Consider the following 22,203-nt stretch of genomic DNA (forward strand, 5'->3'; position numbering starts at 1 on the left):
ACGGCTTAAATGGATGTAAATTATAAACATATATACTATGAAGTTTGATGTTTCAAGTACTGCCTTGTCTTCCCGCCTGCAAGTGGCGAGCAAGGTCATTGCTGCCAAAAATTCATTGCCCATACTGGACAATTTTCTCTTTCGTCTGGAGGGAGATGTATTGACGATTACCGCAGCCGATTCAGAAACCCGTCTGGTAACCACCGTGCAGGTGATGAATGCCCAAGGTTCGGGCGTTTTTGCATTGTCGGCCAAGAATATCCTCGATCCTTTAAAGGAATTGCCGGAACAGCCACTGACATTTGACATAAATGATGAGAATCTGGAAATCTTTATTTATTTCCAAAACGGAAAATATAATTTCATCGGTGCGCGGGGCGATCTGTATCCTCAGCAAAAACCGCTGAAGGACAACGCGATTTCCTTGACAATGGACAGTAAAGTATTGTTGAACGGTATCAATCGCTCCCTGTTTGCTACTGCTGATGATGAATTACGCCCGGTGATGAATGGTATCTATTTTGATATTCAGCCGGATAATCTGACTTTTGTGGCTTCTGATGGCCGTAAGCTAATCCGTTTACGCAATTCTTCTGTCAAAAGTGATGAGCGTGCTGCTTTCATTTTACCGAAGAAGCCGGCCAATCTGCTCAAAAACATTCTGTCGAAAGACGAAGGTGTTACGATGGTTAAGTTTGATGAAAACAACGCGCATTTTATGTGTGACAACTTCGAGATGGTCTGCCGACTGATTGAAGGACGTTATCCGAACTATAACAGTGTGATTCCACAAGAAAACCCGTATAAGGTGACGATCGACCGCGTTTCGTTCCTGACAGCCCTGAAACGTGTCTCCGTATTCTCACAGTCAAGCAGCCTGATCAAATTACACTTGCAGACAAACGAGCTGACTATTTTCGGACAGGATATCGATTTCTCTATTTCGGCCGAAGAACGCATTCCCTGCCAGTATAACAGTCCGGAGCTGAATATCGGTTTTAATTCAACCTATCTGATCGAAATTTTAAGCAACATCAGTTCAGAATCAATTGTGTTTGAATTGGCTGATCCATCCCGTGCAGGCGTAATCGTCCCGGAAGAGAATGAAGAAAATGAAGACTTGTTGACATTGCTGATGCCAATGATGTTGAATGATTAAAGCTTTATATTATGCAATTGAACCTGAAAAATCCGCTGGTTTTCTTTGATCTGGAAACAACCGGAATCGATATAGTCAAGGACCGTATCATTGAAATCTCGTATGTGAAGGTTTTCCCCAACGGAAAAGAAGAGAGTAAAACCATGCGAATCAATCCGGGAATGCCGATTCCACCGGCTTCAACGGCTATTCATGGCATTACGGATGATGATGTAAAGGATTGTCCGCTGTTCAAGAATGTTGCCAAGCAGTTGGCGGCTCAGATTGAAGGATGTGATCTGGCCGGATATAATTCGAATCGTTTCGATATTCCGCTTTTGGCAGAGGAATTTCTGCGTGCCGGTGTTGACATTGATCTGACACGGCGGAAGTTTATTGATGTTCAGACGATCTTCTACAAGATGGAACAGCGTACATTGGCTGCTGCCTATAAGTTTTACTGTCAGAAGTCACTTGAGAATGCGCATACCGCAGCAGCGGATACGATGGCAACCTATGAGGTTCTGAAAGCCCAGCTGGACCGTTATCCGGAGTTGAAGAATGATGTAGCATTTTTATCTGAATTCTCGAGCTTCACCAACAATGTGGATTTTGCCGGCCGGATGGTTTATAATGACAAGAATCAGGAAGTATTCAATTTCGGTAAGTACAAAGGCCGCCTGGTTGAAGAAGTGCTCAAGCAGGATCCGGCTTATTATAGCTGGATGATGAACGGAGACTTCCCGTTAAATACCAAACAGAAACTGACGGAAATCAAACTGCGTGGTTTCAATGCAAAATAAATGCTGATTTGTATGCTGAAAGGAAAACATATCATCTTGGGAATTACCGGAAGTATTGCGGCCTATAAAGCCGCTTATATCATCCGGGCTTTAGTCAAAAAGGGAGCGGAAGTTCAGGTAGTCATTACTCCGGCGGGGAAGGAATTTATAACGCCGATAACCCTATCTGCCTTGAGCAGCAATCCGGTTATCAGCGAGTTCTTTTCCAATCGTGACGGTTCCTGGCACAGCCATGTTGATCTGGGATTGTGGGCGGACGCTATGTTGATTGCACCGGCTACGGCTTCTACCATTGGTAAGATGGCAAACGGCATAGCAGATAATATGTTAGTGACAACTTATCTGTCCTGCAAAGCTCCTGTTTTCATTGCTCCGGCCATGGACTTGGATATGTTTGCGCATCCGACAACGCAGCAGAATCTGGATCGCCTCCGCTCATTTGGCAATCACATTATAGAACCGGCTGAAGGAGAACTGGCCAGTCATCTGGTGGGAAAAGGCCGAATGGAAGAACCGGACAAAATCGTGGCTGTTTTAGAGGCTTTCTTTGATGAATCCAAGATATTAAAGGATAAAAAAATCTTAATAACAGCAGGCCCGACGTATGAAAAGATAGATCCGGTCCGTTTTATAGGAAATTACTCTTCGGGAAAGATGGGATATGCTTTGGCTGAAGCGTGTGCGGCACGTGGGGCAGAAGTATTTTTGGTGAGTGGTCCGGTTTCGTTGCAGACCAAACATCCTTCCATCCATCGGATCTCCGTCGAATCTGCAGAGGAAATGTACCAATGTGCCATGGATGTCTTTCCATCGGCCGACGCAGCCATCTTAAGTGCGGCTGTGGCAGATTACAGACCTGAGATGATTGCTGCAGAAAAGATCAAGCGGGAATCGACAGGAGAGATGATGCTGAAGCTGGTTCCGAATAAGGATATCGCCGCTTCTTTAGGGCAGATAAAGAAGGCAGACCAACTATTGGTCGGTTTTGCCTTGGAGACATCAGACGAAGTTCATCACGCAGCCGACAAATTGAAGAGAAAGAATCTGGACTTTATCGTCTTGAATTCTCTGCGTGATCAGGGAGCTGGCTTCCGGTGTGATACAAACAAGATATCTATTCTGGATCAAGAAGGAACACTGACTGAATATCCGTTGAAGAGTAAGCAGGAAGTGGCTGTAGATATTATTAATAAGTTAGTTTCATTAATGAAATGAGAATAAGAAGACTATTGGGATTGTTGGCAGCTGGCATATGTTCTGTCTCCGCTATAGCGCAAATGTCAACCAACGGAGAACTGAATGCCCGCATCACCATTAACAGTGATAAGATACAGGGAACGGACAAATCGGTTTTTACGACCTTGCAGACTGCACTGACCGAGTATGTCAATAACAGGCGTTGGACGGATGCTACGTTTGCCGTCAACGAACGGATTGACTGTTCGATGACTATTATCTTAAGTGAGCAATCCGACAATAGTTATAAAGGAGAAATACAGGTACAGGCCACCCGGCCAGTGTATAATTCGTCTTATTTGACAACACTATTCAATTATCGGGATACGGAACTTGATTTCGAATATGCCCAGTTTGAACAATTGGAATATAATGAGAACTCGTTGAGCAGTAATCTGACTGCGACGGTGATGTTTTACATTTACGTCATCTTAGGACTCGACTTCGACAGCTTTTCGCCTTTGGGTGGTAAAGCTTATTTTGACAGAGCCCAGCAGATCGTGAATATGGCACAGTCGCAAGGTACATGGAGCGGCTGGAAAGCCTTTGATAAGGATGACAACCGCCACGGACTGATTACGGCTCTGACAGACAATACATCTGAAACATTCCGGAATTTCTGGTACACGTATCACCGGAAAGGACTGGACGAGATGGCCGGTAATCCGGATCGGGGACGAACCACTATTATCGAAGCTTTGCCAGCTTTGAAGGAAGTAAAAAGCGCCCGTCCGACGTCTGTGATCTTGCGGGTATTTTCGGATGCCAAATTGGATGAACTGGTGCTGATTTATTCAAAGGCGACTACACAGGAAAAACAGGAAGGATATAAATTACTGTATGAATTATATCCGACCGAAACCAAGCGCCTGGAATCATTGCAAAAGTAATAGAACTATGCTGAATTCATTATTTATCCGGAACTTTGTCCTGATCGACAGCCTGGATATTCAATTTGATAAAGGTTTTTCAGTCATTACTGGTGAAACTGGTGCCGGGAAATCTATCATTCTCGGAGCTTTATCGTTGGTTTTAGGACAGAGAGCTGACGGGAAAAGCATCAAAAAGGGAGCAGACAAGTGTGTTATTGAAGTTTCATTCGATATTTCCAAATACCAGCTCGAACCATTTTTCCTTGAGAACGATCTGGAGTACGATGCTTCAAGTTGTATCTTGCGGAGAGAACTCTTCTCTTCGGGAAAGTCCCGTGCTTTTGTCAACGATTCACCCGTTTCTCTTTCCATCCTGAAAGAATTGGGTACGCGACTGATTGACATTCATTCCCAGCATCAGAACTTACTGTTGGGCGACAGCCGTTTTCAATTACGGGTGCTGGATGTCATGGCCGAGAATGATATTCTGCTGATTCTGTATAAAAAAGAATTCTTGCGTTACCAAGGTTTAAAACGTGAATTGAAGGCCTTGCTGCAGAAAGCGGAACAGAGCAAACAGGATGAAGATTACATCCGCTTTCAGCTGGATCAGTTAAAAGAAGCGTCTCTCTCGCCCGGCGAACAGGAAGAACTGGAACAGGAACAGGAGACTTTATCTCATGCAGAGGAAATAAAAGGTTCGTTATATAAGATAAGCGAATTGCTTGACGGCGAAGAAATGGGTAGTGTTCAATTGATTAAAGAAGCCTTGTCGCTGGCCGACGGATTGGAACGCTATTATCCGAAAGCCAAAGAATTTGCCGAACGGCTGCGATCTGCTTATATCGACCTGAACGATTTGGCGTCTGAAGCAGACAGTCAGAAGGAAGACATTGAATTTAATCCGGGGCGTCTGGAATGGGTCAATGACCGGTTGAATCTGATTTATACGTTGGAACAAAAACACCGGGTTTCGAGTGTGGACGAACTGTTGGCTCTGCAGGAACAATATGAAAAGCAATTGGGTGAGATCAGTTCATACGACCAGCTGATTGAAGACTTGAATCAGCAATTGGAGGTCTCGCATGCCGAGTTATTGCAGCAGGCAGGTGTATTAAGTGTCCAGCGGAAAGTGGCAGCGAATACAATAGCAGAACAACTGGTGAAAATGGTTTCTCCGTTGGGAATGCCGAATATCCGTTTTCAGGTGGATATGGCGACCCGTCCGGAACCGGAAGCAGATGGTATGGATGATATCTGCTTCATGTTCTCCGCCAATAAGAATGGTGAGTTACAACCTGTGGCTCAAACTGCATCGGGAGGTGAAATTTCCCGGTTAATGTTGTGCATCAAAGCTATGATTGCCGGTTTCACGGCATTGCCAACCATTATATTTGATGAAATAGATACTGGCGTTTCAGGTGATATAGCTGACAAGATGGGAAATATCATGCAGGATTTAGGTTCAAAGATGCAGGTCTTTGCCATTACCCACTTACCGCAGATTGCAGCGAAAGGTACAGCCCATTACTTTGTTTATAAGGAAGACAGGGAAGATGGTACAGCTACGCAGATCAAACGCCTGTCGGATGAAGAACGGGTTAATGAAGTGGCCCGGATGCTGAGCGGTGCGTCACTGACGAAAGCATCTTTAGCTAATGCAAAAGATTTATTAAGAAAAGGACGATAAACTTTCAGGCAGTTGCCAGGTCTTATTACTAAAAGAAATTCATATTATTCACATTTAAAGAGAGTATACTATGAAACGATTAACATGGATAGGACTTTTGGTACTGCTATTCAGTCTACCAGCTTATAGTCAGTTCTGGATTCATTTTGAATGGAATGCACCAAGATGTAATGAATGTCTGTGGATGGAAGAGACATTGCATTTGTCGCCCAGGGCTGCCCACGAATATCATAAGATCATACATGCGTATGGCAAGAAGATTGAACATGAAGCCTTGAAGGATTGTCGCTACTGGGATCATTCCGCTCAGGTGATTTACCGCTTGCGCATGGAGAGAGACCGTAAGTTACAACGGATTTTGTCGCCTCGGCAGTTCGAGTTGTATGTATATTATATTCGGGAAACACCTCGACGGATTCATGATTACATCGGTTGGTATGATAATCCGTATTATCCGGATTATCGGCCGACAAGAAACTGTTACTGGTATGAAGATTCGTATTGGAGAGGAGATTGGACTTTTGCCAAGGGAAACTGGGTTTGCCATTTCGATGCACACGGTTGGTATCCTGGGAAATATTCCCGCCCGACACCACCTCCGCCACCTCATAAACCAGCTCCTCAGCCGCCATACCGCCAGCCGAATCGTCCAGGAAAGCCTGCTGCTCCTCGGCCGCAGGTAAACCGTCCGGCACCGCCGGCTCACGAGGTCAAGCCTTCAGGTAAACCTGGCAAACCCTCGAAAGCACCGGCATATCAGCAGGGGAAAGATCATAAAAAGGATCATTCATCCAAAGGTTCAGGCAGATATTCCGGACATAAAGACAGCAGCGACAAAGGTCGTAAATCCGGAATAAAAGGAGTAGGACGCGAAGCTTAGTTTTCATTATTAATAAAACTCCCGAGAATCGGTTTCAAATCTCGTTGTTTATGAAATCGATTCTCGGGAGTTTTGTTTTATAAATTACCTGGAAAAGATTTTGCCAATTGCTGTGATAAGAATATTTTTGTACAGGCAAGAAATAACAGGCAATTCCTAATAATAAAATATATATGAATAAAACGAACTCACTCGTGCTGGTTTCCGGCACCATGATGTTGGCCTTAGGCACAGGATGTCACTCCAATACTTCGGAAGAGGCTAATAAAGAAGAACAGCAGAAACCAAACATCATCTTCATTCTGTGTGATGATATGGGATATGGTGATTTAGCTTGTTACGGACAGAAATATATTGAGACGCCTAACCTGGACCGTCTGGCTGCGGAAGGTATGCTCTTCACACAAGCCTATGCCGGAAGTCCCGTCAGTGCTCCATCGAGAGCTTCGTTGATGACCGGACAACATACCGGACATTGCAAGATCCGTGGAAACAAGGAATACTGGAGCGGTGAAATGATGTACGGACAGAATAAGGAATATACGGTAACAGGGCAGATGCCTTATGATACCGCTCATATCATTCTTCCTGAAATCATGAAGGCCAATGGCTATACAACCGGCATGTTCGGTAAATGGGCCGGCGGTTATGAAGGCTCGGAATCAACACCGGATAAACGGGGAATAGATGAATACTACGGATATATCTGCCAGTTCCAGGCGCATTTATATTATCCGAACTTCATGAACCGATATAGTAAGTCGGCCGGAGATACAGCTGTAATCCGTATTCCGCTGGAGCAGAATATTGAACATGCCATGTATGGCGACGATTACCGCAACCGTACCCAATATTCGGCTGATCTGATCCATCAGCAGGCGATGGAATGGATTGACAAACAAGATGGGAAACAACCTTTCTACGGCTTCCTGACTTATACGTTGCCTCATGCCGAACTGGTACAGCCGCAAGATTCCATTGTACAGTATTATATGGAGAAATTCCAGAACGATAAATCCTATCCGGGTTCAGAAGGTTCGCGATATAATCCGATTATGCACACGCATGCCCAGTTCGCTGCCATGATTACCCGTCTGGATACTTATGTAGGTGAAATCATGCAATTGCTGGATAAGAAAGGATTGGCCGAGAATACCATTGTTATGTTCTCGAGTGACAACGGGCCTCATGAAGAAGGTGGAGCTGATCCGGAATTCTTTGGTCGGGACGGCAAATTGAGAGGCTTGAAGCGTCAGTGTTATGAAGGTGGTATTCGTGTACCGTTTATCGTCCGTTGGCCAGGAAAAGTTCAGGCCGGTTCAGTGAATGATCATATCTGTGCCTTCTACGACATTATGCCTACGTTCTGTGATCTGATAGGAGAAACGGATTATGTAGCGAAATATACAAATCCAGAAAAGCCGGTAGATTACTTTGATGGCATTTCTTTTGCTCCGACCTTGTTAGGGCAGGCCGGACAGAAGCAGCATGATTTCCTTTACTGGGAATTTGAAGAGACTGATCAAATCGGTGTCCGTATGGGCGACTGGAAAATGGTTGTCAAGAAAGGTCAGCCGCATTTGTATAATCTGGCTACCGATTTACATGAAGATCATGACGTGGCTGCCGAACATCCGGATATTGTCCAGCAAATGAAAGAAGTCATTGCAAAACAGCATATCGAAAGTCCGGATTTCAAAGTGATATTGCCTGAATAAGACTTACTCGCTCCGGTGAGACTGATACACAAAGGCTGATGCTTTCGGGCCACCTATGTTCGTGTGTCAGTCTCACCAGAGTAGATGCTGTTCAAGGAACTTTCTTCTCTTATTATACCTTTCCATAAATGCTGAACAAATCGGACAAAAGAAGCCTCTTCGAGCAACTGTTTAAGAAGAATTATTCCCGTCTGTGCGGACTTGCCTATCAATATCTGAATGATATAGAGGAGTCGAAGGATGTGGTAAATGATGCTTTCGAGGCGGTTTGGAATAAGTTTCATACGCTTCAGATGGATACAGCGGATACCTATCTGATGACAATTGTCAGAAACAGATGCTTAAACCTGCTGGAACATCGGAAAGTACAACAACAATATGGAGCTTCTTTCACGGAATCGGATTTGTTGGAGGAAGAAATGGATTGGGAGGACAGAGAACGGATACTGGAAAAGATTGAATCTGTCTGTAATGAATTACCGGATAAAACCCGTTATATATTGAGCCAATGTTATTTTCATCGTAAAACCTATAAAGAGATAGCTTCGGAATTACAAATCACACCTGATGCTGTCAAGAAACATATCATGAAAGCCTTGAAGGTATTACGGGAAGCGGTACAGAAGTCTGAATAAATTCAAACAATCAGGGTAATTATGGAAGAGAAGAATTATAAGGATAGAGAACATCAAACGGGAACTTCGGAAAAGGAAACAGAAAACCTGTCAACTTCGGATAGCCAGTTGCTACGGGAAGCCGGACGTATATGTACAGAGCAAGATATAGAAAAGATGTTTCCGGCAGATCAGGCGTGGAAGGACTTTTCCCGTAAAAGAAAGCGGTCAAACCGGAAACGTATTCTTTACACGATGATGGGAGCTGCTGCTGTTATTCTCATTGCGGTAGCCGGATATCTGTCTTTCACAGCAGAATCAGAAGTCACCAGCTATGATCTTTTTACAGCAGTAAAGCAAGAGCCCGGTTGCATCTTGACAGGAAGTGATGGCTCACAAGAGATTGTTCTACAGGATGAATTGAATTTACTGGATGACACCTATCGTGGGAAAGAACATTATACTATAGAAACCCCATTAGGGAAGAATCTTCGGGTGATATTGCCCGATAGCAGCCTGGTGATCTTAAATGCCCATAGCCGACTCCGTTATACACAAAAGGGAAAACGCCTTACTACATTGGAAGGTGAAGCCTATTTTGAAGTCAGGAAGGATTCAGAACACCCGTTTGTCGTGCAGGCAGGTACGGCCAAGGCCTGTGTATTGGGAACAAGCTTTAATATCCGCCATTACGAACAAGAACAAATACATATTACCCTGCTGACCGGTAGTCTGGCTATTGAATCGGAAGCTACAGAAAATCCGGAAATCATGAAGCCTGGTGACGATGCTTCCTTGCTGGAAGACGGAAAAGTTATCATTCAGGAGAAAGGAGAGACGTCTCGTCCGATGTGGACATCCGGATACTTTTCATTTGATGATACTCCTTTATCGGAAGTTCTCTGTGAATTAGGCCGCTGGTATAATATCAATGTAACTGTTCTTCATCCGGAAGCAATGACACGTAATCTTCACTTCAGATGCAAGCGTTCATCGGAACTGGATAATATCCTTGATATCCTGAATGAATTGGGTGGATTTCGTCTGGTAAAGAAAGAAAATACCATTTTTGTGCAATAACGAGGTACCCGATTTCCCTTTCACCTGTATTACCATAAAAGGCATGATTAAAATGCTTTTCTGTGGAACTTAAAAGAAGGAATCATGAAAAGAGTCATCGGTTGTTCGCTTATTCTGTGGTGGGGCAGTTGTATGTGGATACAAGCTTTGCCGGAAGTCGATCATCCCAACAGGATGTATTATCAGGAAGATCGTGTTTCGTTGGTCGAAGCACTGAAGGAATTGGAAACCCATTACGGACAAACACTTGTCTTTACGTATGAGGATGTCAGTACTTTTCAGGTAAGAATGACTGAATGGAAACCGACAATCGAACAGACCTTAGATTCACTCTTGGCAGATTTACCGCTGACCTATATCCGCAAACAAAACCACATTGTCATTCGTAAGAAGCAGCATAAACCAGACATTCAGTCTCTCGGCGTCAGCTCCATCAAGAAGAAAGCCGAGGGAATAACAGGACAAATCATCAACAAGCAACAACAAGCTATCGAAGCCGCTTTTGTCTGCCTGGTTGATTCGGCCAAAAGCCAGCCCGTTAGCCAGGCTATTACAGACGCGGAAGGAAGATTCTCTTTTCCCCGTAGTCACGGAAACTTATGCTTATCTGTGACTTGTCTGGGATATAAGCCTTATCTCTCTTCTGTATTCAATGCAGAAGAAGAACATGAACTCCCCGTAATTGTCCTGGAAGAAGAATCGCAGGTGCTGGAAAAAGTTGTAGTAATCGGAGAGAAGATACAGCCGGTTCTCGAGCAGAAACCCGGTAAATTGGTATTCAATGTAGAGAACAGCATCAATGCGCAAGGTTCCAATGCCTTCGATGTCTTGAAGCAATTGCCGGGAATTTCCATTCAAGAAGAAAGCAAGACCATCAGTCTGAATGGCAGAAGCAGCATTCTGATTCTGCTGAATGGCAAACCGACCTATATGCAGCAGGCAGAAATCGTAGATTTGCTTAAATCGACCTCTTCTGCCAATATCAAGCAAATCGAAGTCATGTCGAATGCATCGGCCCAGTACGATGCGGCCGGTTCGGGCGGTATTCTGAATATCGTACTGAAGAAAAGAAAAGATGCCGGCTTTCAGATGATGCTGAATATCGGAGCTGCTTATTGGTTCAACCCGAAGCAGAATCTGGAGACGGTATTCAACTATTCCACGGGAAAGTGGAATATATATGGAAATTACAGTCATAACTTCGGCCATTCGAATCTGTATTACGGGAGTGAACGAAAACAGAGCGGAAAACTCTTTGACAGCCAGTCTACTGATACTGACAAGCGGAATACAGTCGCTGCTACTCTCGGTGCAGATTGTCAGTTGGCAGAACATCATACAGTTGGTGTACAGGGAACGGGTAATTTTGTATTCGGTCCGGGTTCAATCTATACGCACACCGATGTGTATGATGATTATATGCGCAGTCATCTTTTGTATTCACTCGCTTCAGAAAGCCAGTATGAACACCAGAAAGCAGCCCGATATAACTTCAACTTTAATTATACGTATGAATTACCAGATGAACGGACGTTCACTTTCGATGCGGATTATGGCTGGTTTGATGGAAATTCCCGTATTTATCAGCCCAATACTTATTATTCGCCGACTGGAGAGCTGGATTCCGTCGGGAATTACCGTTCGTTGGGTGGGCGAGACATCCGTCTGTATGCCTTGTCAACCCATTATAAAGAAACTGCCGGTCCGGGAGAAATCTTAGGCGGTATGAAATTTTCCAATGTTTCTTCTCGGAATACGTATCAATATTTCCAAGTATTACCACAGGAAGACGTGCTGGATACGGATATTTCCAACGATTTCTCTTATCTGGAATCTATTCTGGCGGCATACCTTTTATATGACTTCCATTTGGGGGAGAAATGGAATGCCAACGTGGGACTTCGTGCCGAATATACCCATTCGGATGCTCATCTGATGCCGGTAACAGGAAGTACGAACGAAGAAAGCCATGTACGCCGGGATTATGTAGATCTTTTCCCTTCGGCTGGTATTACATTCCGCCCAGACGATAAGCAATGCTGGTCGTTGAGTTACGGTAGACGCATCGACCGTCCGGTTTATTCGGATTTGAACCCGATCGAGCAAGCTCTGGATGGCTTATCGACCTGGAAAGGAAATCCGTTCCTGAAACCTCAGAAGACCAGTCGGATCAGTCTGCAATATCAATACGACCAGACTTCGGTGGAAGTATCTTATTCCCACACGACCGATTATCAAGTGCAGGTAACCGATACATTGGGCTCAGACAAAATCGTGATGGAGCCTCGTAACTTAGGTAAGCAATCTTATTGGGGCATCTCGGTCTCGCAGGCTCTCCGGTTACTTCCCAGATGGAATCTGACTCTTTCCGGAAATGCTTATTACCTGGATAACCAGATGGAATTTGATGTGCAGCGGCACTATCAGCGAAAACGCTGGGCCGGAAATTTCTCTTTGCAAACCTCGTTCCCTTTATGCTGGGGCATACGTTCGGAAGTATTGGGTGTGTATCTGACCAAACGGCTGGGCGGATCAACGGAAGTCATGAACCCGACCGGATTTGTAGATATCGGTTTCCAGAAGAAATTCTGTCAGGGAAAAGCCGCTGTCAAGCTCTCCTTATCGGATGTTTTCTGGTCGAACCACTGGGGAGACGGTATCAATTACTTCGGAGGCTTTGAATCCATCAACTATGGCTACGGCGAATCACGTATGTTCCGGTTAAACTTCACATATACCTTTGGCGGCTCGGAAAAACGAAAAGAAAAACATTTGAATATCGATTCGGAGTTAAATCGTTTCTAAATGGGAAAACCGGGATTTTATTCTTCAAGGGAAAGCTGAAGTCTAAAATACCCGGTTTTTATTAATTCAAGCTAAGGGTTCGTGGAAATATATCTTTTATTGCAGTATTTCTCCATTTTCAGCAATCCGGACATACTGTTCTCTATTCCCTTTTTCTACTTCAACCATATAGTAGTTGCCTGTTGGAGTTTCATAGAAATCAGCATCATCTACGCGATAATCCGCATAGCTGGCAGTAAGTGTCGCTTTGATAACATCCGGCAACAGGTTCGGATGAATATCCCAGGAAGTATAAATCCACTCATTGGCTGAATTGAATACAACTTCCTTCCCGATATTCTGATCAATGATATCCACTTCGATATTTCCATTGTCACGGTCTGTTTCAATGATAACCGCATTCGGATACATTTCTTTTACCATCGATTCGATATCGGTCGGAGTCTGTTCCGGCAGATAAGGATTATTATCAGTAGTATCAGGATCAGTCTGGTCCTTAATCAGAATACCGCTTGATGTGTAATACAGATCAATATCTCTTTCTCCGCTTTCCACTTCAATCACATAAACTGTTTCTGTACTAATACGTTCAACTTTGTCAACGTCCTCAACTCTCCAGCTGGCATATTGGCTCGATTCAAATACCTTTTTAACGGCTTCGGGCAGTGACTGGTAAGGAATGTCGGTCTCTGTCATTACCCAGCCATTTGCTCCAAACCACGCTTCGGCATCAAATCCATTCAAGCGGAAATCTACTACGGAATAACCCAACTTTTGTTCCCATTCTTCCACCTTGGCATTCGGATACATTGTCATGAATTCATTTTGAATGTCCGTTGGAAGATTTGATACATCCATATAGTCATCATCGCAACTCACAAAACAGGTTCCGCACATGGTTGCGGCAATCATTGTCAATAACTTGATATTCATAGCTCTCTTATATTTTATTTATCTAAATCAATTAATTCAAAGTTCTTATTAAATTTCAGTTCCCAACCATTGGATAGTTTGGCTTCATACGTATTTTTTTCTTTTTCCAGTTCAATAATCTTACTATCCGGATAATTACTCCGAACATAAGTCTGGATCTGATTGGGTATCAATGAAGCCGGTACCTCACTATATTTACATTTAATCTTTTCCCAATTTCCTGAACGGTCGAATTCAACTTTATCTCCATTTACGAAGATGACATCATAATTCTTTCCGAAGAAATCGGATTCCATTTTGGCAAGTGCCACTTTCTTGTCACCATAATTCTTGTTCATGAATTGTTGTGCAGTCTGTGGTAATTGAGAAAACTGTATTGGTTTGTCATCATCCGCATAAGCCGGTAATAACAGGGTAGTAGCTAACACGAGAGTCATACATATCCTTTTCATATCGAATCCTCCTTTATACTTTCATTAAATTTCTACGACAAAGATGAAGACCAATTCTGAAAAGAATTTGAATTTTTCAGCTTTTTCTTCAATTTTCAAGTAGAAAAGTGAAAGAAATGGTTTCCGTCCTTATAATAATAATGTATAGAAAAGGAATATAAACGGCAAATCGTATCGACAATGGCCAAACCTAATCCGGTGGACTGTTCTTTCTTCTTTCCCTGATAGAAGCGGGTGAAAATTTGGTTCTCATCCAAAGCTCCACTTTCAGCTGTATTGCTGACGATCAAATCATGAGCTGAGATCCGGATAGAAATCTGCCCGTCTTTTACATTATGGACAAAGGCATTCTTCAATAAATTCGTGATAAGAATAGAAGCCAGTGTGTCGTTCATATAAACCTCGAAGGAAGCCCTTTCTTCTATGGTTACATGGATATGTTTATAATCGAATACTTCCTTGAAATCATCCAGGTATTTGTGCACTAACAAATTTATCTGGATCGTTGAACTCTCTGGGAATTGTCCGTTTTCAATCTTCGAAATCAGTAACAGCGACTTATTCAGCTTCGAGATATGTTCGAGTGTCTGATAAACCTTGCTCAATTCTTCCATCTGCCGTTCCGACATCGTATCATCATCCATTAACATTTCAATCCGATTCTGGCAGATCGCCAGTGGTGTTTGTATTTCGTGGGAAGCATTTCCTATAAACTGTTTCTGCTGCTCATAAATAGCTTCATTATGGGAAGTACTGCGGATCAAAGCCTCATTCAACTTACGAAACTCAGTTACATCAGTCGGATTGTCCAGCGGGCGGTTGTTTTTCCCTAAGGTATAAGTGTCCAGCCAGTCTAAAAGTTTGTACAAAGGTTTCATATTCTGTCGATAAACCAGCACATTGATCAGCAGAATCGTAAGTAGTAAAACCCCGTACAGGAACATGATCCAGAACCAGATAGACGAAATCAGGTCGGCTTTTTCAATAGACGGTGTCGAGACTGTCAACATATAATATTGGTCATTCCGGTCTTGGAAGATGGTTTTCAGGATTCGGGCCGGTTCTGTTTCTTTCTTTTCTGTAATATATACCATCGAATCGGTATATTGAATATGAGGATGAGAAGCCGCATAAGCCTCGTCAATTTCCTGGAGGAAGTATTGGTTGTTGGAACCATTGTTATGTGATGGCAGCTTTTCTCCAGCCAGATGTCGGGTAATAATCACTTCTGAATAATCTTCCAGCGCATCATCAACTTCGTCATTGACCTCATCCATCAGAGCAAAGTAAAACAATCCAGCCCATATGGTCAGGATTACAATTAAGGCAACGGATAAACGTCCTATGACGCGATAGAAAAGTTTCATAATCAATTATTCGTAATTAATTTGTAGCCGATGCCGTAAACAGCTTTGATTTCCGGACCGGCTCCGGCTTCTTTCAGTTTCTTCCGGAGATTCTTGATCTGAGCATAGATAAAGTCGAAGTTATCAACCTGGTCGATATGATCTCCCCATACTGATTCCGCCAATGTCTGTTTATTAATTAACCGATTCGGGCGGTTAATAAAGTAGAGTAGGATATCATACTCTTTCCGGCTCAAATCAACCGGCTGTTGATCTACCTTGACTTCAAACGTAGACGGGTTGACTTCTATGTTATCTAGTGTAATCAGCTGTTCTCCTCCATGATTATTTCTACGGATCACACTTTTGATCCGTGCATTCAGTTCTGCCAGATGAAAAGGCTTTGCCAGATAATCATCTGCTCCCAAATCCAGACCGGCCACTTTATCTTCCCATGAATCTTTAGCAGAAATGATAATGACATTCTCTTTCCGCCTTTCTTTCTTCAGTGATTCCAGGATTTGCAGGCCGCTTCCTCCGGGAAGCATGATATCGAGCAAAATACAGTCGTAGTCATAGTCATCCAACTTAAGTAAGGCGGCCTGGTAATTATCGGCTGTCTCGACAACATACCGTTCCTTTTCCAAAGACTTTTTGATGATCTCCTGCAACGACGGGTCATCTTCTATAATTAATATCTTCATGTTATCACTAAATTGGGCAAAAGCAAATATAGCAAAAACTTTGGATTTATCTTTAAAATAACGGCAAGGAATATGACCAAACGGTAAATAGCAAGCCTCTGGTTTGGGTTAAACCAAAGCTGCTTGCTATTTACCGTTGGCCGAAGATTGTCAGGTTCTGTTTCTTTTTATCTTTTCATGATAGAAATAATTAACCAGTACCGGCTTGCCTTTTTCCGAACGGCCATAAGGCAAGTCATTTACCCGATAAGGCAAGTTTTGCTGCGCCGCATATGTTGAAATCTCAGCCTCAAGCGACTTCCAATAATCCAATCGTTTCTGGTTATAAATTTCATCATACAAGGTAAATAGTGACGGATATTTCTCTTGTATATATTCCATAATACATTTTTTGAACTGTCCCCGCAGATTCAGATTTTCCAGCCAGATCAAATCTGCATAGTCTTTTACTTCTTCAATGATGGCTTTTACATCAGTGATGCCTGGGAAAATAGGAGATATGAAACATACCGTACGAAGACCTGCATCGTATACTTGCTTCATAGCCCGCAGTCTGCGTTCTATGCTTACGGCTTGATCCATATCTGCTCTGAACTGTTCATCAAGTGTATTGACCGACCATGAAACCGTTACTTTACGAAACTGTTTAAGCAGGTCGAGATCACGTAATACAAGGTCTGATTTTGTACAGATCATGATCTCCGCATTAGTACCTTGTAGTTCTTCAAGCAAATGGCGAGTACGTCGAAATTCTTCTTCGTAGGGATTATAGCCATCTGTTACTGAGCCAATGACAATTCGTTGTCTGTCATAACGGTGCGGATTGGTGATGGGTTTCCAATTCTTTACATCTAAGAATGTTCCCCACGGTTCTGTATGACCGGTAAACCGCTTCATAAACGAAGCATAACAGTATTTACAGGCATGCGGACAACCTACATATGGATTTACAGAATAACCACCGACAGGCAACGATGATTTGGTCATGACGTTCTGCACGTCTATTTGTTTAACTACCATCATAGCGTAATAATTTCTCCATCTTCAGGAATAATCAACCGGATAGCCATTGTTCCCTTTTCCATTGTGATTATATCTTTAATAATTACAGTTGCAAATTTCGACAGATCGGTCTGATTGCTTTATGCCTTAAATTATGGAATATATGCCCTTTTGATAAAGAGAAATAGTACCTTTGTAAAAAGGTCGATTTATGAAAGAGATTATCAATCCGGAAAAACTGGTCAGCGTTCCATTCAGCAAAACTGATTGCGGAGTAGATTTTTATATCAATACCGGGAAAAGCGTGGATATCAGTGGCGTATTAACCGAATATAAACGGTTCAGAACAGATTTCTTCTGCTTCTTTTTCTTCCGCAAGGCAAATGGCTTTTTGCTGTTAAACTTTCGGAAGATTGATTTACGGGATGACATGATCCTGCTTCTTTCACCTCATCAGAAACAGGAATGGCATGTTGATGAAGCTGCGTTGGATTATACATTCCTTATCTTCCGCGAAGACTTCATGCGCACATTCATCGCCGACAAATTCTTTGTCTATCGTTTACTTTACTGTTATCAGACAGATACACCTCCATATTTATATTGTTCACCCGGAGAACAGGCTGAATATATTCGCTTGCTTGGGAAGATAAAACAGGAATTATTGCATCCTGTCGCTGATTCGTATAACCTGATAGTGTCTGTACTTTATTATCTGTTGGTGATAATTAACCGTGCTTATGCTACTGCCTACCAATTACCTGTGGAAGTTCCTAAAAACAATTATGCGTTTCAGTATAAGGATTTACTCGAACAACACATACATACGATGCAACGTGTTCAGGAATATGCCGATATGCTTCACATCAGCCGTATATCACTGAATTCGGCCGTCATGGCACAATTTGGCGTTTCGGCTACGCATTTATTAAAACAGCGCCTGCTTGAGGAACTGAAGAATGAATTATTGTTCTCCGACCGTACAATCAGTCAATTGGCTGATGATTTCTGTTTTTCCGACCCAAGCCATCTGATGCGGTTCTTTAAGCAACAGACAGGAAAGACTTTCACGCAGTATTTACACGACTATCAAAATGGAATATATGAATAAAAAAAGCCAGCCCCGAAAGGCCGGCTTTCTGTTATCTGATTGATATCCTTATTATCAATGGCATAACATTTCTGGAGTGATCGCTGTAAATTCAGCGGCATCCGACTTGCGGAGCTTGATGCTTCCGTCGTTCCAGTTAGATGGCCAGCCACCGATGATATGACCTAAGAACACCGCTTTGATTTCATGTAATCCCTTTGCCAAAGCAACTGAATTGTCATGACGGGAGAAGCGTTTTACTTCACCGCCATTGTTAACCAACAACTTGCCGTCGATCCAGACTTCTTCCAAATCAGATGAAATGAAATAAACACCATCTTCCGGAATATTTACATAACCTGTTGCTACGGCAGCATATTGGTTAACTCCACGCATCGATTCAGATGTTTCAACCACCGAACGGATTTCCTTCAGGTCTTTGATAACCGATTTCTTCGTTTCCTTCTTGGCTGCTTCCAGTTCCTTTACATTCAGATACATGCCATCTGTTACTTCCATATTCAGGCCCGGAGTCGTTTGAGCGACTTCCTTGGCAGGAGCCAGCGACTGCTTTTCTACCTGAATCGTACGGATCGGACTCATTTTGCCTGAAGGCAATACCGAAGCAATCTTCAAGGTTGTAGTTTTGCTGATTTCAATCGGAGCCGTGTAGGCTGTTGAAGCCGGAGTCGGTTCGCTGCCATCCAAGGTATAAACCATCTTGATCGGGCGGGTTGTCTTGAATTCCAGCGAAGCCTTGTCGGTAAATGCGACGAAGTTGCATGAACCGTTCGGCTGTTCAGGCAGCGGAATATGGTAGTTGATCGCATGACCATCCAGACGGACGTAAGCGTTTTCGATACGACGTTCGAAGTCCTTATAATCTTTCCGGTCCAAGTTCGTCCAACCGATTTCAGCAACGGCCAGAATACGTGGGAAAATCATATAATCACGTTTGGCTTCATCATACATGTATTCAGACCATGTATTTCCCTGAACACCCAAAATATAATCGCTTTTTCCCATCGCAGCCAATGTATCCGGTATCGGATTATAGCTGTATGTCTTTTCCAACAACGTATAACCGCCAATCGTCACCGGTTCAATCTTCGGATCGCCCTGGTAAGCATCCAGGTACATGCCGTTTCCACCCGGAGTCATGATAACGGTATGATCCATCAAAGCGGCAGCAATACCTCCTTCTTCACCACGCCATGACATCACTGTTGCCGAAGGAGCCAGACCGCCTTCCAGGATTTCATCCCAACCGATAATCTTTTTCCCTTTAGTCTCCAGGTATTTTTCCATACGCTGGATGACATAGCTCTGCAGTTTTTCTTCTGCCGAGTGTTTTCCGTCAGCTTTCAGTCCTTCCGCTTTGATACGTTTCTGACAGAGCGGACAGTTCTTCCAGCTGGTCTTCGGACATTCATCTCCTCCGATATGGAAATATTCACTTGGGAAAAGAGGAACCATTTCATCGATCACATCCTGCAGGAAAGTAAACATGTCTTCCTTGCCCGGACACATTACGATATCTTCAACACCCCAGATGATACGCGGAGTTCCCGGCTCACCTTTACAAGACAAATTCGGATAAGCCGCAATGGCTGCCATTTCATGTCCCGGCAATTCCAGTTCGGGTACGACCGTAATGAAATGGTCGGCCGCATATTTCACAACATCCTTTATTTCTTCCTGCGTATAATATCCACCATATTCGGTTCCTTCGCCGTCGATACGCTTCGAACCGATCTCAGTCAGTTTCGGATACTTCTTGATCTCAATACGCCAACCCTGGTCGTCTGTCAAATGCCAGTGGATACGGTTGATCTTGAACAACGACAGGACGTCAATGTATTTCTTGACATTCTCAACCGGCATGAAATGACGGCAAGGGTCCAGCATAATACCACGGTAACCGAAGCGAGGAGCATCTTTTATGCTGACAGCAGGAGCTTGCCAGGCTATTCCGTTTACCTTCGACGGGCTTTCAATCTCGGCCGGCAATAATTGCAGGAATGACTGCATGCCATAGAACAGACCTTGCGTCGTTTTGGCTACAACCTTGACGGCATCTTTCGATACTTCCAATGAATAACCCTCGTCGTTGGGCACATCGAGAGACGAATCTAACGACAACAGGATATTACCTTTTTCTGCCACCTGAATGTCCAGACCGGTTGACGTTCTCATCTTTGCCGCAAAGAATTCGGCAATTGTCTTTGCTTCCGGACTTACTGCCGTGATAGCCGTATGGCTGTTCAAACGGAAGAATCCATCTTGCTGAACTAGGCTCTGTGGAGTAGGGATGATGTTGATTCCCTGGTTGTACGACTTCACTTCGCCCTGGGGTTCAGCACAGGAAGCTAAAAAACATAAGGCCATACCGGCACAAAATGTTGCTAAAAGCTTCTTCATGTTACTGTGTTTTTTGAGATATTTAAAAGTTGATTGAATATTACCAAGCAAAAATAGGATATTCTTTCATGATGCTGTTTACCTTTTCGCGAACGGCTGTGATCGTCTTGTCGCATTCAGGTGCTGCTAAAACAGTATCAATCATCTCGACGATTTCACCCATCAGTTCTTCCTTCGCACCACGAGTCGTAATAGCCGGCGTACCGATACGGATACCAGATGTCTGGAAAGCAGAACGGCTGTCAAACGGAACCATGTTCTTATTAACTGTAATGTCGGCAGCTACCAGTGCTTTTTCAGCAACTTTACCGGTCAGATCAGGGAACTTCGTACGCAGATCGATCAACATACTGTGGTTATCGGTACCACCCGAAATGATCTTATATCCTTTATCTATGAATGCTTGTGCCATAGTAGCGGCATTCTTCTTCACCTGAGTCTGGTAGTCTTTATATTCCGGTTCCAAAGCTTCGCCGAAGGCTACGGCCTTAGCAGCAATAACATGTTCCAGCGGTCCTCCCTGAATGCCCGGGAATACGGCAGAATCCAATAACTGAGACATTTTCTTGATTTCGCCCTTCGGTGTCTTCTTTCCCCAAGGATTTTCGAAGTCTTTACCCAGCAAGATGATACCACCGCGAGGTCCACGCAATGTCTTGTGAGTGGTAGACGTTACGATATGAGCATATTCCAACGGATTATTCAATAAACCTGCCGCAATCAAACCTGCCGGATGCGCCATATCAATCATCAGCAAAGCACCTACTTCGTCGGCGATTTGACGCATACGCTTATAATCCCATTCACGTGAGTATGCCGAACCGCCACCAATGATCAATTTCGGTTTTTCGCGCAGAGCCACTTCTTCCATCTGGTCATAATCCACACGACCGGTTTCTTCTTTTACATTATATTCAACTGGATGATACAAGATACCAGAACTGTTTACTGATGAGCCGTGAGAAAGGTGTCCGCCGTGTGCCAGGTTCAAGCCCATAAAAGTATCACCCGGCTTCAGAACAGCCAACAATACAGCGGCATTGGCCTGAGCTCCTGAGTGAGGCTGTACATTCACCCATTCAGCATGGAATAATTTTTTCAGGCGTTCGATCGCAATCGTTTCGCTCTGGTCAACGACCTCGCATCCGCCATAATAACGCTTACCGGGATAACCTTCGGCATACTTATTTGTCAAGCAGCTACCCATTGCCTGCATTACTTGATCACTTACAAAATTCTCTGAAGCAATCAGTTCAATACCTTTCAGCTGGCGCTGATGTTCTTTCTCAATGATGTCAAAAATGATGTTGTCTCTTTTCATTACCTTAAAAGATTAGTAAATGAATGGTATAGTTTAAAAATGTTTACTTGCAAATATAGTCATTTTTTCGGTTTCCTATCATTTATAAGGGATAATTG

General features: G+C 43.5%; 18 protein-coding genes. 11 read left to right on the forward strand and 7 right to left on the reverse strand.

The window, feature by feature from the left end; all coding sequences use genetic code 11:
- The first annotated feature begins 37 nt into the window (after positions 1 to 37).
- From dnaN to NEE14_RS03050, 10 genes are all read left to right on the forward strand, one after another.
- Positions 38 to 1,159, forward strand: a complete 1,122-nt coding sequence (dnaN, locus tag NEE14_RS03005; RefSeq protein ID WP_251966362.1) for a DNA polymerase III subunit beta — start codon at positions 38 to 40, stop codon at positions 1,157 to 1,159.
- Positions 1,160 to 1,170: 11 nt separating this feature from the next.
- Positions 1,171 to 1,941, forward strand: coding sequence for a 3'-5' exonuclease (locus tag NEE14_RS03010; RefSeq protein WP_251966363.1), 771 nt, complete (start codon positions 1,171 to 1,173; stop codon positions 1,939 to 1,941).
- Between the two features lie 12 nt (positions 1,942 to 1,953).
- A complete protein-coding gene (coaBC, locus tag NEE14_RS03015; protein WP_251966364.1) occupies positions 1,954 to 3,156 on the forward strand; it encodes a bifunctional phosphopantothenoylcysteine decarboxylase/phosphopantothenate--cysteine ligase CoaBC in 1,203 nt (400 codons plus the stop codon).
- 62 nt (positions 3,157 to 3,218) lie between these two features.
- Positions 3,219 to 4,067 carry a DUF4835 family protein gene (locus NEE14_RS03020; RefSeq protein WP_251966564.1) on the forward strand — a complete coding sequence of 283 codons (849 nt, stop codon included), beginning with the start codon at positions 3,219 to 3,221 and terminating at the stop codon, positions 4,065 to 4,067.
- A gap of 7 nt (positions 4,068 to 4,074) precedes the next feature.
- Positions 4,075 to 5,739, forward strand: coding sequence for a DNA repair protein RecN (gene recN / locus NEE14_RS03025; protein WP_251966365.1), 1,665 nt, complete (start codon positions 4,075 to 4,077; stop codon positions 5,737 to 5,739).
- A gap of 70 nt (positions 5,740 to 5,809) precedes the next feature.
- On the forward strand, positions 5,810 to 6,619 hold the full coding sequence (locus tag NEE14_RS03030; RefSeq protein ID WP_251966366.1) for a hypothetical protein: 810 nt from the start codon (positions 5,810 to 5,812) through the stop codon (positions 6,617 to 6,619).
- 173 nt (positions 6,620 to 6,792) lie between these two features.
- A complete protein-coding gene (locus tag NEE14_RS03035) occupies positions 6,793 to 8,337 on the forward strand; it encodes an arylsulfatase (RefSeq protein WP_422394671.1) in 1,545 nt (514 codons plus the stop codon).
- 128 nt (positions 8,338 to 8,465) lie between these two features.
- Positions 8,466 to 8,972, forward strand: a complete 507-nt coding sequence (locus NEE14_RS03040; protein ID WP_251966367.1) for an RNA polymerase sigma-70 factor — start codon at positions 8,466 to 8,468, stop codon at positions 8,970 to 8,972.
- Positions 8,973 to 8,993: 21 nt separating this feature from the next.
- Complete coding sequence (locus NEE14_RS03045) at positions 8,994 to 10,031, forward strand: FecR family protein (protein ID WP_251966368.1); 1,038 nt, start codon at positions 8,994 to 8,996, stop codon at positions 10,029 to 10,031.
- Between the two features lie 84 nt (positions 10,032 to 10,115).
- A complete protein-coding gene (locus NEE14_RS03050) occupies positions 10,116 to 12,836 on the forward strand; it encodes an outer membrane beta-barrel family protein (RefSeq protein ID WP_251966369.1) in 2,721 nt (906 codons plus the stop codon).
- Positions 12,837 to 12,932: 96 nt separating this feature from the next.
- On the opposite strand, the gene NEE14_RS03055 is transcribed toward NEE14_RS03050, so the two are convergent.
- The 5 genes from NEE14_RS03055 to NEE14_RS03075 form a co-directional block, all read right to left on the reverse strand.
- Entirely contained in the window at positions 12,933 to 13,769 is an 837-nt protein-coding gene (locus NEE14_RS03055; protein WP_251966370.1) for a PepSY-like domain-containing protein, read from the reverse strand.
- 14 nt (positions 13,770 to 13,783) lie between these two features.
- Positions 13,784 to 14,221 (reverse strand): PepSY-like domain-containing protein, encoded by a 438-nt coding sequence (locus NEE14_RS03060; RefSeq protein WP_251966371.1) that lies wholly within the window; start codon positions 14,219 to 14,221, stop codon positions 13,784 to 13,786.
- Positions 14,222 to 14,316: 95 nt separating this feature from the next.
- The gene (locus tag NEE14_RS03065; RefSeq protein ID WP_251966372.1) at positions 14,317 to 15,588 is read right to left on the reverse strand and encodes a sensor histidine kinase; all 1,272 of its coding nucleotides are present in this window, start codon (positions 15,586 to 15,588) and stop codon (positions 14,317 to 14,319) included.
- A 2-nt stretch (positions 15,589 to 15,590) separates the two neighbouring features.
- On the reverse strand, positions 15,591 to 16,271 hold the full coding sequence (locus tag NEE14_RS03070; RefSeq protein WP_251966373.1) for a response regulator transcription factor: 681 nt from the start codon (positions 16,269 to 16,271) through the stop codon (positions 15,591 to 15,593).
- A gap of 150 nt (positions 16,272 to 16,421) precedes the next feature.
- Entirely contained in the window at positions 16,422 to 17,294 is an 873-nt protein-coding gene (locus tag NEE14_RS03075; protein ID WP_251966374.1) for a radical SAM mobile pair protein B, read from the reverse strand.
- A 190-nt stretch (positions 17,295 to 17,484) separates the two neighbouring features.
- Between NEE14_RS03075 and NEE14_RS03080 the strand changes: the two genes are divergently transcribed.
- Positions 17,485 to 18,384 (forward strand): helix-turn-helix domain-containing protein, encoded by a 900-nt coding sequence (locus tag NEE14_RS03080; RefSeq protein ID WP_251966375.1) that lies wholly within the window; start codon positions 17,485 to 17,487, stop codon positions 18,382 to 18,384.
- Positions 18,385 to 18,438: 54 nt separating this feature from the next.
- Here NEE14_RS03080 and NEE14_RS03085 read toward each other — a convergent pair whose 3' ends face one another.
- Complete coding sequence (locus NEE14_RS03085) at positions 18,439 to 20,784, reverse strand: family 20 glycosylhydrolase (RefSeq protein WP_251966376.1); 2,346 nt, start codon at positions 20,782 to 20,784, stop codon at positions 18,439 to 18,441.
- A 40-nt stretch (positions 20,785 to 20,824) separates the two neighbouring features.
- Positions 20,825 to 22,105 carry a serine hydroxymethyltransferase gene (gene glyA / locus NEE14_RS03090; RefSeq protein WP_251966377.1) on the reverse strand — a complete coding sequence of 427 codons (1,281 nt, stop codon included), beginning with the start codon at positions 22,103 to 22,105 and terminating at the stop codon, positions 20,825 to 20,827.
- Between the last annotated feature and the right edge of the window lie 98 nt (positions 22,106 to 22,203).

This window comes from Parabacteroides sp. AD58, from assembly GCF_023744375.2.
Lineage (GTDB): Bacteria > Bacteroidota > Bacteroidia > Bacteroidales > Tannerellaceae > Parabacteroides > Parabacteroides absconsus.